General features: G+C 58.1%; 6 protein-coding genes, 2 tRNA genes and 3 rRNA genes. 3 read left to right on the top strand and 8 right to left on the bottom strand.

Features of this window, described 5'->3' with window-relative positions:
* Positions 1-74 precede the first annotated feature (74 nt).
* From mksB to mksF, 3 genes are read left to right on the top strand one after another with little or no spacing between them, the layout of a single operon-like run.
* The gene (gene mksB, locus ACZ5BO_RS29745) at positions 75-1352 is read left to right on the top strand and encodes an Mks condensin complex protein MksB (protein WP_043274734.1); all 1278 of its coding nucleotides are present in this window, start codon (positions 75-77) and stop codon (positions 1350-1352) included.
* Positions 1342-2049, top strand: coding sequence for an Mks condensin complex protein MksE (gene mksE, locus ACZ5BO_RS29750; protein WP_025131754.1), 708 nt, complete (start codon positions 1342-1344; stop codon positions 2047-2049). The genes mksB and mksE overlap by 11 nt, the downstream gene beginning before the upstream one ends.
* Positions 2046-4895, top strand: coding sequence for an Mks condensin complex protein MksF (gene mksF / locus ACZ5BO_RS29755; RefSeq protein WP_464697256.1), 2850 nt, complete (start codon positions 2046-2048; stop codon positions 4893-4895). Before mksE ends, mksF begins: the two co-directional genes overlap by 4 nt.
* Before the next feature lie 117 nt (positions 4896-5012).
* On the opposite strand, the gene ACZ5BO_RS29760 is transcribed toward mksF, so the two are convergent.
* The 8 genes from ACZ5BO_RS29760 to ACZ5BO_RS29795 all read right to left on the bottom strand — a co-directional run bounded on the left by ACZ5BO_RS29760 (position 5013) and on the right by ACZ5BO_RS29795 (position 13926).
* Entirely contained in the window at positions 5013-7316 is a 2304-nt protein-coding gene (locus tag ACZ5BO_RS29760) for a PqiB family protein (RefSeq protein ID WP_025131752.1), read from the bottom strand.
* Positions 7309-7932, bottom strand: a complete 624-nt coding sequence (locus ACZ5BO_RS29765; RefSeq protein ID WP_464697257.1) for a paraquat-inducible protein A — start codon at positions 7930-7932, stop codon at positions 7309-7311. Before ACZ5BO_RS29765 ends, ACZ5BO_RS29760 begins: the two co-directional genes overlap by 8 nt.
* Positions 7919-8578: a paraquat-inducible protein A gene (locus tag ACZ5BO_RS29770; RefSeq protein ID WP_025131750.1), complete on the bottom strand. Its 660-nt coding sequence runs from the start codon at positions 8576-8578 to the stop codon at positions 7919-7921. Before ACZ5BO_RS29770 ends, ACZ5BO_RS29765 begins: the two co-directional genes overlap by 14 nt.
* Before the next feature lie 148 nt (positions 8579-8726).
* Positions 8727-8842: ribosomal RNA gene (gene rrf, locus ACZ5BO_RS29775) — 5S ribosomal RNA — on the bottom strand.
* Between the two features lie 134 nt (positions 8843-8976).
* A 23S ribosomal RNA gene (locus ACZ5BO_RS29780) occupies positions 8977-11868 on the bottom strand.
* Between the two features lie 233 nt (positions 11869-12101).
* Positions 12102-12177 (bottom strand) — tRNA-Ala (locus tag ACZ5BO_RS29785).
* Positions 12178-12187: 10 nt separating this feature from the next.
* Positions 12188-12264, bottom strand: a tRNA-Ile gene (locus ACZ5BO_RS29790).
* Between the two features lie 123 nt (positions 12265-12387).
* Positions 12388-13926, bottom strand: a 16S ribosomal RNA gene (locus ACZ5BO_RS29795).
* The 16S, 23S and 5S rRNA genes sit together here with 2 tRNA genes alongside, the layout of an rRNA operon.
* Between the last annotated feature and the right edge of the window lie 191 nt (positions 13927-14117).

A 14117-nucleotide genomic window follows, 5' to 3' on the forward strand; every position in this document is an offset into this window, starting at 1 on the left:
ACCGAGGGGTGAATCGCCGGGCCCCTGATGCAGTACAATCGCCGCTTTTCATTGCCAACCAGCCGGCCATTCCGATGATCGAACCCAAGCGCGTCTTGCGCGCCCTCGCCGAACACTGGGCACTTCTGGAGCCGCTGTGCGAGCACTTCGACCAAGGCACCCTGAGTCTTGCCGAACTGCGTTCACAGCTGGCTGCCCAACAATTGGACAGCACGCCCCAGGACATCACCCAACTGCTGGACGTATGGATACGCCTGGACATCCTGGTCCCGGTGGCGAAAAGCCCGAACCGTTTCGAGCTCAATGCGCAGATCCATGACTTCCTCGCCTACCTGCGCCGTGAGCACCGCCTGGGCCTGTGCCTGGAGATCGAGGCCTACCTGCGTCACCTGGAGCGTCTGGCCGGGTACATCCAGGACGCCTTCGACGTGCGCGACGGCAACGACCTGGCGCGCCAGCTGCGGCTGCTGGACATGCGCGTACGCGATGTTCTGAAAAAACTCGCCAACGATGAGCAGGCCCTGGTGGCCGTGGCCGAACGGGCCAAGACCAGCGACCGGCAGATCCCCCTGCGCCAGCGCTACGCCGAGGTGCTGGCCACCTGGGATGAATACGTCGAGCCGATGATCCAGCTGGTGAACGCCGACGGCGCCTTCGAACAGGGCGTGCGCAAGGTGGAGAACGTCCTGCTGCGCATGCTCACCGAGCAGCAGCGCCTGGGCCACCTGGTGGACGACGACATGCTGCTGCGCACCCACGCGCGGATCCTGGAAATGCAGACCAGCGCCCAGCTGACCCTGCGCCATGCCCGGGAACTGCTGCTGCCGCTGCGCGAGGAAGCCCGCCGGCACAACGCCGTGACCCGCGGCGCGGCCCTGGCCCTGTCGGCGATCCGGCGCAAGGGCATCGACGCGGTGCCACAAGCGGCCATGCCAATGTTCACCCGTCCGCAGAGCACCTTCCTCGGCAGCTCCGGCCAGGTAGAGGCCTATGTCTATGCCCTGGCCCGCTTCGAGCCCAAGCCGGCGCGCTTCCCCAAGGCCCACAAGACCCACAAGGGCCTGGCGCCCAAGGCGCCGCGCACGGTCCGGGAAATGCTCGAGCGCTGCGAAGACGCCCTGCCAATGCCGGACCTGATGAGCTGGCTGCTGGACCAGGAGCCCGACGGTGCCACCGACGAACTGCTGTACTGGTTCTCGCGCCTGTCCCGGGAAAAACGCTTCAAGCGCGAGCGCCTCGAACGCCGCGACTACCACACCCAGGAGCACCAGGTCAGCCTGCGCTCCTTCGCCCTGCTCTCGGCCCGCGATGACGCCGCCGAGCATTCTGCGAGCAACGCCAATGCATCTTGATCTTTCCGAACTGTCCCAGCTGGCGCCGATCTTCCGCGAGCTGTTCAAGGGTTACCACGTCAGCCGCCGCGACCCGGAGCTGTATGCCCAACTGTCGAACTTCCAGGATCAGTACCGCACCCTGTTCAAGGCCCTGGGCTTCGAACTGGTGTGTGATACCCGAGGTTTCTACTACTTCGTCCCGGACAACGCCGCCGCCCAGGTGAACAAGACTGCCCAGCGCCTGGCGCTGTTCACCTTCATCCTGGTGGAACACCTGGCCGACCAGGGCCGCGACCCGATCGCCGTGCTCGATGGCGGCAGCCTGGGCCGTGACGAACTGCCGTCCATGCTGGAAAAGTACCGCGACCTGTTCATCCAGGCCGAAGTGCAGACCCAGGAAGAGCTGGAAGAAAAGATCATGCGCCGCATGACCCAGCTGGGCTTTGCCGTCGAGGAGCCGGGCATCTACCGCTTCTTGCCGCCGATGCACCGTTTCCTCGACGTCTGCCTGTCGGTGCAGCAAGACCGCGACCTGGCTGCCAGCCTGCACAGCGTGCTGCCGTTGCCGACGCCGGTGCTGGTGGACCACGACAGTGACGAGAAACTGCTGCAGACCGATGACCCGCTGGACCTGAGCGAATTCGACGAGTCCGAAGAAAGTGAAGAAGACGCCTTGGCTCGCGCCATCGCCGAAGAACAGGAGCTCGACGCATGAGCAAGGAACGCTACGGCATCCGCCGCTTTGCCCTTTTGAATACCGCCGGCTACAGCCTCGGGCTGTTTCCCCTGGAAGAACCGCTGTCGGTCTATGGGGCCAACAACCTGGGCAAGTCGGCGTCGATCAACGCCCTGCAGTTCCCGATCCTGGCGCGCATGTCGGACATGAGCTTCGGCAAGTACAGCCTGGAACAGTCCCGGCGCTTCTACTTCGCCTCCGATACCAGCTACATCCTGGTGGAAGTCTCGCTGCCTCACGGCCCCCATGTGATCGGTGTGGCCGGACGTGGTCCCGGTGGCGGCTTCGGCCACCAGTTCTTCGCCTATGCCGGCCAACTGGACCTGGCTCACTACCAGAAGGACGACACCTGCCTGCGGCAGAAAGAGCTGTTCACCAACCTTGAGCGCCAGGGCCTGAAAGCCTACGAGCTCAAGCCGGACGAACTGCGCCGGTTGCTGGTGGGCGGGCACACCTCGATCCCCCTGGACCTGACCCTGATTCCGCTGCGTTCCACCAGCGAGCAGAGCCTGAAGACCTTCCGGGCCCTGTTCATCAACCTGCTGCACATGCGCGAGATCACCGCGGCCAAGCTCAAGCAGCTGTTCCTCGACGCCTTCGAGCACAGCCTGCGCTCCGGTAGCGTCGACTACATTGCCGCTTGCGACGAAGCCTTCCGCGACGTGCGCCGCATGGAGCAGGACTACAACTCCCTGGTGTCCGCCGGCCCCCTGGTGGAAGCCCTGGCCAACGGTGTGAAACAGCGGGACATCCTGCGTGGCAAGCTGCACCGCCTGTCGCCCCTGCTGGATTCGCTGCTGGGCACCTGGTCGGACTATGCCGGCGCGCGCAAGGAAGAGCTGACCATCCAGGCCGAGCACTACCGCAACGAACAGGATGCGCTGCAGAACGACCAGCGCAGCAGCACCCAGGAAATGATGCGCCTGGAGCGGGAAATCACCGGCACCCAGCGCTGGCTCGGCGAGCTGTCGGTGCTCAAGCACCGCTTCGCCCTGGTGGACGACGTCAAGGTCCTGGAGCAGCAACTGCTGGCGGCCAAGGATGCCCACGATGAGCTGGCCGGCGCCCTCGCGCAGTCACGGCAGTTCTCCGCCGAAGACCTGGAAGAACGCCTGCGGGACCTGGAAAAACGCCTGAAGTCGGTGAAGCAGCAGCTCGACCACGCCGACAACAACAGCTATGCCCGGCTGCGGGAGGAATTCTCCCAGCAGGACGTGGAACGCCTGATGCGCCTGTTCAACAGCGCGCTGTTCAGCCTGCCCCTGGGCGAGCACGGCATCGCCCTGGACGACAACGGCGAGTGGGTGAAGTCGGTGGAGCTGATTCTCGACGGCTTCAAGGGCGAACGTTTCGAAGTGCCGGGGCTGTCCATCGACATCTCCCACATCGAGCCGCCAGCCTTGCAGGCCCTGGCCGACCGCGCGGCCCTGCGCGACCAGAAGGAGCGCCTGGAAAAGGAACTCAAGCAGCTCAAGACCCAGGCCGCCGTGGCCGCCGACCGCGCCGCGAGCAAGACCCAGACCGAAGCCCTGTACCAGCAGGTACTGGATGCGCAGAAAGCCCTGGAAGACTTCCGCCGCGCCCAGACCCTGAGTGCCGAGGAAGGCGAGAAGCTGGAGCAGCTGGCACAGATGGAAGCCGCCCAGGACGAACTCAAGCGCTCCAGCGACGCCTTCACCGAACGCGTCCAGCAACTGTCGGCCAAGCTGCAACTGGTGGGCCGGCAGATCGCCGACATGGAAGCCAAGCAGCGCACCCTCGACGACGCCCTGCGCCGTCGCCAGTTGCTGCCGGCGGACTTGCCATTCGGCACGCCGTTCATGGACCCGGTAGACGATTCGATGGACAACCTGCTGCCCTTGCTCAACGACTACCAGGACAGCTGGCAGGGCCTGCAGCGGGTCGACGGCCAGATCGAGGCGCTGTATGCCCAGGTGCGCCTCAAGGGCGTGGCCAAATTCGACAGCGAGGATGACGTCGAGCGTCGCCTGCAGCTGTTGATCAACGCCTATGCCCACCGCACCGACGAGGCCCTGACCCTGGGCAAGGCGCGTCGCGCTGCAGTCACCGATATCGCCCGGACCCTGCGCAATATCCGCAGCGACTACGACAGCCTGGAACACCAACTGGTGCTGTTCAACCGCGAGATCAACAAGCGCCAGGTGTCCAACCTGCAGAGCTTCCGCATCGTCCTGGCGCCGAACAAGGAAGCCCTCAAGCACATCGACCAGATCATCCACAGCGCCGGCCAGTACGAGGAAGGCGAGACCCTGTCGGTGTTCGACCTGAGCCAGAGCGCCGAACAGGACAACAAGAACGAAGAGGCCAAGGAGTACCTGGCGCGGCTGGTGGCAGCCAACCACAACCAGCTGGGCCTGAAGGACCTGTTCGAACTGGCGTTCGAGATCACCAAGGTCAACGGCCAGCCGGTGATCCACACCGACATCGATGGCGCGGCGTCCAACGGCACCACCATGACCATCAAGGCGCTGACCAACATGTACCTGTTGCTGCACTTGATGGACCGCGACCAGGCCGGGCGCATCCGCCTGCCCTACTACCTCGACGAAGCAGCGGACATCGACGAACGCAACCAGGCGGCGCTGCTGGAAACCAGCCTGCAATTGGGCTTCGTGCCGATCCTGGCCAGTGTGAAGCCCCAGGTCTCGGCCCAGGTGGCCATCGACCTGGAAGGCGGCAGTGGCCCGAACGGCATCTACATCGACGAGGCGGACTGGAAATACATCCGTCGTCACGATCAGGTCAAGGCCACCCTCAACGAGGAAGCGCAAGACGAAGCAGAAGCGGAGCTGGACGAGGTTTGATCCGCGCCGTTTGAAAAGCAAAGGCCGCACTCTTTCGAGTGCGGCCTTTTTTGTTGGAGCCTATGAAGCGGCGCTCGATGCGCTGCCCTGAACTGCCATTGGCTGGCGTTACGGCAGCTATTTACCGAGGGGAATCTTCGGTGCCCAGGTCAGCCATTCCTCCTCGAACTTGTCGAACAACGGGAACGTTTGCTGTGGGCGCGCCGGGTTGCCCATGCGCTCGCCATCCGGGGTAGCGAAGGCAATACCGCCCTGGATCAGAGTCTCCAGTGACTCGGTACGCACCGTGGCCCCCTTGAACAGGCCGAAGTCGACGCCGAACCCGCTGCTGTTCCAGAAGCGCGTGCCACCACGAATCAGCGGCGCGTACTTGGGTTCGATAAGGATATGGATCAGCACGCGGTCGGCGGTCTGCCCCAACTCGTAACCGGTAACCTTGCCCACGGCGACCTCACGATAGGTCACCGGTACGCCGACCTTCAGCGAACCACGTCGTGCAGCGCTCAGCACCAGGCTCAAGCCGGCCTCTTCGACGCTGTCTTGCGGCGGCTGGGCCAAGGCGACAAAGCTGGTTTGCGCGCCCAGGTTCTTCACCGGGGGCTGGACTTCTATGTACTGGCCTGTGACCAGGGTTTCCAGGTTCGAGGTCTTCATCAACCCCAGTTCCGGCTTGACCACCCAGAACTGGCTGCCAACCCGGGCGATGCGCTCGGGCACTTCGGTGATCCGTGCCTTGAGCATCACCGACTGCATGTCGGCGCTCAAGGTCACCTCTTCCAGCTTGCCCACATCCAGGCCCTTGAAGCGCACCGGGGTGCCGGCACGCAAGCCATCGGCACGATCGACCTTGATGTTCAGCAGAATGCCTCGCTGCGCCGCTTCTTCCTGGTTGGCGAACAGGCGGAAACGCGGGATGCGTTTTTTCAGCGGCACATTGGGTTGCGGCGTCTCGAAGGCTATCCCGCCAGCCATCAGGCTCTGCAAGGATTCACTCTTGACCTGAATCCCGCCGGTCAGGCCACCGGTCAGGGTGATACCGCTGGCATTCCAGAAGCGCGTCGAGCCATTGACCAGGCCCTCGTATTCTTTCTCGATGTGGACGCCGATCACCAACTGCTTGCGGGTATGGGAGAACTGGTAACTCTGTACCGAACCGACCTTGACCTGCTTGTAGAGAATCGGACTGCCGACCTCCAGGGAGCCGAGGTTGTCGGTGAACAGCACCATGTGCAGGCCCGGGGCACGCAGGTCCAGGGGCGGGGCCTTGGCCCGCGCCTCGAACTCACGCTGCGGTGCTGCACCCTTGTCGCCGGGGCGAATGGCGATGTAGTTGCCTTTGACCAGCGCTTCGAGGCCGGTGATACCAGCCAGGGAGATCGAGGGCTTGACCGTCCAGAACTGGGTACCCTGGACCAGGTAGTCTTCGGCCAGAGGGTCAAGGGTCAGCTCGGCGGTGGCGCTGGAGAGATCGGGATCGACTTTCAAGGCCTTGAGGCTGCCGACCTGGATGCCCTTGTACATCACCGGGGTACGGCCGGCCTGCAAGCCTTCGAAATCACTGAGCTTCACCTTGACCCGGATGCCTGCCTGCGCCGCATCGAAGTCTTCGTAGAGGCGGAACGGCAGGCTGGGATCAGTAGGCGGGCTATCCTTGCGGTTCTCCGGGGTGGCGAAGGCGATACCACCGGCAACGATGCTGGACAGCGATTCGCTGCGCACTTTCACACCGGACAGGTTGGCGTCGATGCTGATGCCGCTGGCGTTCCAGAAACGTGTGTGTTTGCGCACCAGGCTGGCATAGGTCGGCTCGATATAGACCTTGAGCTCGACAGTGCTCTGGTCTTCAGAGAGCAGGAAGCTCTTGATCTGTCCAACCTGGATCTGCTTGTAGAACACCGGACTGCCACGGTTCAACGAGCCCAGTCGTTCAGCCTTGATGGTCAGGTGCAAACCGGGCTTGGCATCCGACAAGGGAGGCTCTTCGGCCAGGGCCTTGAACTTGCGCGTCGGCTCCCCGTCCCCAGGATTGACCGCGATATAGTTGCCTGACACCAGGGTTTCCAGACCGGTGATCCCGGCCAGGCTGACACTGGGCTTGACCAGCCAGAAGCGTGTATTGGTCTTCAGGTACTGCTCGACGTCCTTGTTCATCTCCACGGTGGCGATCACCCCCTTGGAGTTGCCTTCGTCATCCAGGGCCAGGGTCTTGACCTTGCCCACCGGCATGCCTTTGTAGACCACTTCGGTCTTGTTGGCCTGGATCCCTTCGCCGCTTTCAAAGCGCAACTGAATCTCGATGCCGGTCTGGCTGTAGGCACGCCAGCCCAGCCAGCCTCCGATGATCAACGCAATCAGGGGCAGGACCCAGATGGCCGACCAATTGGAGGCCGGTCGGGTTTTGGCGGTAGGCAAATCACTCATGGTCGTCGTCCGACTCCGTGTTGTCCCAGATCAGTCGGGGATCGAAAGTTACTGCAGCCAGCATGGTCAGGATCACCACACTGGCAAAGGCTACGGCACCGAGATTGGCTTCAATGCTGGCCAAGCGTCCAAAGTTGACCACGGCCACCAGGATGGCGATGACAAAGATGTCCAGCATCGACCAACGGCCGATGAACTCGATGAAGCGGTACATGATGATGCGCTGCCGCGCCGATAGCGGCTGGTGCCGCTGAACGGAGAACAGCAACAGGGCGATGCCCACCAGCTTGAAGGTGGGGACCAGAATACTGGCGACAAACACCACCGCGGCGATCGGAAGCATGCCGTGCTGCACCAACTGGATGACACCCGACATAATGGTGCTGGGGTCACCCTGGCCCAGGGAACTGACGGTCATGATCGGCAGGAGGTTGGCCGGGATATAGAGAATGGCAGCGGTAAGCAGCAACGCCCAGGTCCGCAGGATGCTGTTGGGGCGACGGGGGTGAACCATGGCTCCACAGCGAGTGCAGGTCTGTCCGTCGCTGTCAGCTTCTCGCCGATTCAACTCATGGCATTCGGTACAAATCAGAATATCTGCATCAATCGCCCGCATGTACGTCCTCTCCCGATAACGCCTGCCAGATCTGGTGAGGCGACATCACCACTTCCAGCCAGACTTGCACCAGCAACAGACTGACAAAACACACCAGCCCGAGGCCTACAGTGATGGACGCCATATCGGCCAGCTTGACGATGGCCACCAGCACCCCCATCAGATAGACCTCGAGCATGCCCCAGTCACGCAGATGGTGATAAATGCGGTACAGCAGCAGACCGTAGCTGCGACCTATGTCCCAGCGGATGCTCAGCAGGACCAGCAACTGGCAAACCAGCTTGAGCAGCGGGATCCCCATGCTGCACAGGAACACCACCAGCGCCACGCCTTCCATTCCGGTATCGAACAGGCCTTGCACGCCACTCCAGACCGTATCTTCGGAAGACTGTCCCAGTAGATTGAGCTGCATGATGGGAAGAAAGTTCGCCGGTACAAACAACAACAAGGCAGCAATCACCAACGCCAGGCTGCGTTCGACAACATTATGCCGATGCGCGTACAACTCGTAGCCGCAGCGCGGGCACTGGGCTTTCTCACCGTGGGCGAGCCTGGGCTTGCGCATCAGCAAGTCGCACTCATGGCAGGCAACCAGGTCGTCCAGTGGTAATTCTGACAACCCGGGGGCGTCAACCGGATCTGGCATAGAGGGCTCTGGAGGTGGAGAAAGTAGCGGCTATTCTAGTGTTCCAATTCGAAAATAACTGTGCAAATTTGTTTGCGAATAAGAGCAAATTTTCTTTGGACAAAAACAAAACCCCAACTGCTTTCGCAATTGGGGTTTCGGAATTTAATCTTGACGATGACCTACTCTCACATGGGGAAACCCCACACTACCATCGGCGATGCATCGTTTCACTTCTGAGTTCGGGATGGGATCAGGTGGTTCCAACGCTCTATGGTCGTCAAGAAATTCGGGTACTGAGCCGTCTTTCGACGTATCAGCAAATTGGGTATGTAATAGCTTTGTGTGTTTGCAAACTTTCGGTTCGTTTCGTCTTCACACACCGCAATTCGCTTCTAAGCAAATTGCTTGGGTGTTATATGGTCAAGCCTCACGGGCAATTAGTATTGGTTAGCTCAACGCCTCACAGCGCTTACACACCCAACCTATCAACGTCGTAGTCTTCGACGGCCCTTTAGGGGATTCAAGATCCCAGTGAGATCTCATCTTGAGGCAAGTTTCCCGCTTAGATGCTTTCAGCGGTTATCTTTTCCGAACATAGCTACCCGGCAATGCCACTGGCGTGACAACCGGAACACCAGAGGTTCGTCCACTCCGGTCCTCTCGTACTAGGAGCAGCCCCTCTCAAATCTCAAACGTCCACGGCAGATAGGGACCGAACTGTCTCACGACGTTCTAAACCCAGCTCGCGTACCACTTTAAATGGCGAACAGCCATACCCTTGGGACCGGCTTCAGCCCCAGGATGTGATGAGCCGACATCGAGGTGCCAAACACCGCCGTCGATATGAACTCTTGGGCGGTATCAGCCTGTTATCCCCGGAGTACCTTTTATCCGTTGAGCGATGGCCCTTCCATACAGAACCACCGGATCACTAAGACCTACTTTCGTACCTGCTCGACGTGTCTGTCTCGCAGTCAAGCGCGCTTTTGCCTTTATACTCTACGACCGATTTCCGACCGGTCTGAGCGCACCTTCGTACTCCTCCGTTACTCTTTAGGAGGAGACCGCCCCAGTCAAACTACCCACCATACACTGTCCTCGATCCGGATAACGGACCTGAGTTAGAACCTCAAAGTTGCCAGGGTGGTATTTCAAGGATGGCTCCACGCAGACTGGCGTCCACGCTTCAAAGCCTCCCACCTATCCTACACAAGCAAATTCAAAGTCCAGTGCAAAGCTATAGTAAAGGTTCACGGGGTCTTTCCGTCTAGCCGCGGATACACTGCATCTTCACAGCGATTTCAATTTCACTGAGTCTCGGGTGGAGACAGCGCCGCCATCGTTACGCCATTCGTGCAGGTCGGAACTTACCCGACAAGGAATTTCGCTACCTTAGGACCGTTATAGTTACGGCCGCCGTTTACCGGGGCTTCGATCAAGAGCTTCGCGTTAGCTAACCCCATCAATTAACCTTCCGGCACCGGGCAGGCGTCACACCCTATACGTCCACTTTCGTGTTTGCAGAGTGCTGTGTTTTTAATAAACAGTCGCAGCGGCCTGGTATCTTCGACCGGCATGAGCTTACGGAGCAAGTCCTTCACCCTCACCGGCGCACCTTCTCCCGAAGTTACGGTGCCATTTTGCCTAGTTCCTTCACCCGAGTTCTCTCAAGCGCCTTGGTATTCTCTACCCAACCACCTGTGTCGGTTTGGGGTACGGTTCCTAGTTATCTGAAGCTTAGAAGCTTTTCTTGGAAGCATGGCATCAACCACTTCGTCACCTAAAAGGTAACTCGTCATCAGCTCTCGGCCTTAGAATCCCGGATTTACCTAAGATTCCAGCCTACCACCTTAAACTTGGACAACCAACGCCAAGCTGGCCTAGCCTTCTCCGTCCCTCCATCGCAATAACTAGAAGTACAGGAATATTAACCTGTTTTCCATCGACTACGCTTTTCAGCCTCGCCTTAGGGACCGACTAACCCTGCGTCGATTAACGTTGCGCAGGAAACCTTGGTCTTTCGGCGTGGGTGTTTTTCACACCCATTGTCGTTACTCATGTCAGCATTCGCACTTCTGATACCTCCAGCAAGCTTCTCAACTCACCTTCACAGGCTTACAGAACGCTCCTCTACCGCATCACTTACGTGATACCCGTAGCTTCGGTGTATGGTTTGAGCCCCGTTACATCTTCCGCGCAGGCCGACTCGACTAGTGAGCTATTACGCTTTCTTTAAAGGGTGGCTGCTTCTAAGCCAACCTCCTAGCTGTCTAAGCCTTCCCACATCGTTTCCCACTTAACCATAACTTTGGGACCTTAGCTGACGGTCTGGGTTGTTTCCCTTTTCACGACGGACGTTAGCACCCGCCGTGTGTCTCCCATGCTCGGCACTTGTAGGTATTCGGAGTTTGCATCGGTTTGGTAAGTCGGGATGACCCCCTAGCCGAAACAGTGCTCTACCCCCTACAGTGATACATGAGGCGCTACCTAAATAGCTTTCGAGGAGAACCAGCTATCTCCGAGCTTGATTAGCCTTTCACTCCGATCCACAGGTCATCCGCTAACTTTTCAACGGTAGTCGGTTCGGTCCTCCAGTCAGTGTTACCTAACCTTCAACCTGCCCATGGATAGATCGCCCGGTTTCGGGTCTATTCCCAGCGACTAGACGCCCTATTAAGACTCGCTTTCGCTACGCCTCCCCTATTCGGTTAAGCTCGCCACTGAAAATAAGTCGCTGACCCATTATACAAAAGGTACGCAGTCACAGAACAAAGTCTGCTCCCACTGCTTGTACGCATACGGTTTCAGGATCTATTTCACTCCCCTCTCCGGGGTTCTTTTCGCCTTTCCCTCACGGTACTAGTTCACTATCGGTCAGTCAGTAGTATTTAGCCTTGGAGGATGGTCCCCCCATATTCAGACAAGGTTTCTCGTGCCCCGTCCTACTCGATTTCATGACTAAGAGATTTTCGCGTACAGGGCTATCACCCACTATGGCCGCACTTTCCAGAGCGTTCCGCTAATCTCAAAGCCACTTAAGGGCTAGTCCCCGTTCGCTCGCCACTACTAAGGGAATCTCGGTTGATTTCTTTTCCTCAGGGTACTTAGATGTTTCAGTTCCCCTGGTTCGCCTCTTGCACCTATGTATTCAGTACAAGATAACCATCTTATGATGGCTGGGTTCCCCCATTCAGACATCTCCGGATCAAAGTCTGTTTGCCGACTCCCCGAAGCTTTTCGCAGGCTACCACGTCTTTCATCGCCTCTGACTGCCAAGGCATCCACCGTATGCGCTTCTTCACTTGACCATATAACCCCAAGCAATCTGGTTATACTATGAAGACGACATTCGCCGAAAATTTGCATTCTTAATTAAAAGAGAACTCACAAATTTTACCTTAGCCTGATCCGTTACCAGTGAAAGTAACGTTCAGTCTATCTTTCTATCACATACCCAAATTTTTAAAGAACGATCTAATCAAAAGACTAGAAATCAACATTCAAAATGAATGCTCATTTCTAAGCTTTCAGAAGCAGTTTATGGTGGAGCCAAGCGGGATCGAACCGCTGACCTCCTGCGTGCAAGGCAGGCGCTCTCCCAGCTGAGCTATGGCCCCATAACAAAATTGGTGGGTCTGGGCAGATTCGAACTGCCGACCTCACCCTTATCAGGGGTGCGCTCTAACCAACTGAGCTACAGACCCAATTTCGAGCTTGTAACTGTTAGCTTGGAGCTATCAGCTTGGAGCTTAAAGCTGCTTCTATCGTCTTCTTCAATGAATCAAGCAATTCGTGTGGGAACTTATGGAGCAGCTGATGTCGTCGATTAAGGAGGTGATCCAGCCGCAGGTTCCCCTACGGCTACCTTGTTACGACTTCACCCCAGTCATGAATCACACCGTGGTAACCGTCCTCCCGAAGGTTAGACTAGCTACTTCTGGTGCAACCCACTCCCATGGTGTGACGGGCGGTGTGTACAAGGCCCGGGAACGTATTCACCGCGACATTCTGATTCGCGATTACTAGCGATTCCGACTTCACGCAGTCGAGTTGCAGACTGCGATCCGGACTACGATCGGTTTTATGGGATTAGCTCCACCTCGCGGCTTGGCAACCCTTTGTACCGACCATTGTAGCACGTGTGTAGCCCAGGCCGTAAGGGCCATGATGACTTGACGTCATCCCCACCTTCCTCCGGTTTGTCACCGGCAGTCTCCTTAGAGTGCCCACCATAACGTGCTGGTAACTAAGGACAAGGGTTGCGCTCGTTACGGGACTTAACCCAACATCTCACGACACGAGCTGACGACAGCCATGCAGCACCTGTCTCAATGTTCCCGAAGGCACCAATCTATCTCTAGAAAGTTCATTGGATGTCAAGGCCTGGTAAGGTTCTTCGCGTTGCTTCGAATTAAACCACATGCTCCACCGCTTGTGCGGGCCCCCGTCAATTCATTTGAGTTTTAACCTTGCGGCCGTACTCCCCAGGCGGTCAACTTAATGCGTTAGCTGCGCCACTAAGAGCTCAAGGCTCCCAACGGCTAGTTGACATCGTTTACGGCGTGGACTACCAGGGTATCTAATCCTGTTTGCTCCCCACGCTTTCGCACCTCAGTGTCAGTATCAGTCCAGGTGGTCGCCTTCGCCACTGGTGTTCCTTCCTATATCTACGCATTTCACCGCTACACAGGAAATTCCACCACCCTCTACCATACTCTAGCTTGCCAGTTTTGGATGCAGTTCCCAGGTTGAGCCCGGGGCTTTCACATCCAACTTAACAAACCACCTACGCGCGCTTTACGCCCAGTAATTCCGATTAACGCTTGCACCCTCTGTATTACCGCGGCTGCTGGCACAGAGTTAGCCGGTGCTTATTCTGTCGGTAACGTCAAAACAATCACGTATTAGGTAACTGCCCTTCCTCCCAACTTAAAGTGCTTTACAATCCGAAGACCTTCTTCACACACGCGGCATGGCTGGATCAGGCTTTCGCCCATTGTCCAATATTCCCCACTGCTGCCTCCCGTAGGAGTCTGGACCGTGTCTCAGTTCCAGTGTGACTGATCATCCTCTCAGACCAGTTACGGATCGTAGCCTTGGTGAGCCATTACCTCACCAACTAGCTAATCCGACCTAGGCTCATCTAATAGCGTGAGGTCCGAAGATCCCCCACTTTCTCCCGTAGGACGTATGCGGTATTAGCGCCCGTTTCCGGACGTTATCCCCCACTACTAGGCAGATTCCTAGGCATTACTCACCCGTCCGCCGCTCGCCACCAGGTACAAGTACCCGTGCTGCCGCTCGACTTGCATGTGTTAGGCCTGCCGCCAGCGTTCAATCTGAGCCATGATCAAACTCTTCAGTTCAAACATCTTTGGGTTTTGAGAAAACCCTAAACTTGGCTCAGCAATCGTTGGTTACATCTTTGATTTCTCGCGGAGTAACTTGTGATGCTGATAATCTTTTTGACTATCAGTCTGACTCCACAAGCACCCACACGAATTGCTTGATTCAGTTGTTAAAGAGCGGTTGGTTAAGATCTTTCGTCTCAACCGAG

The sequence above is a fragment of the Pseudomonas sp. FFPRI_1 genome (assembly GCF_055384485.1).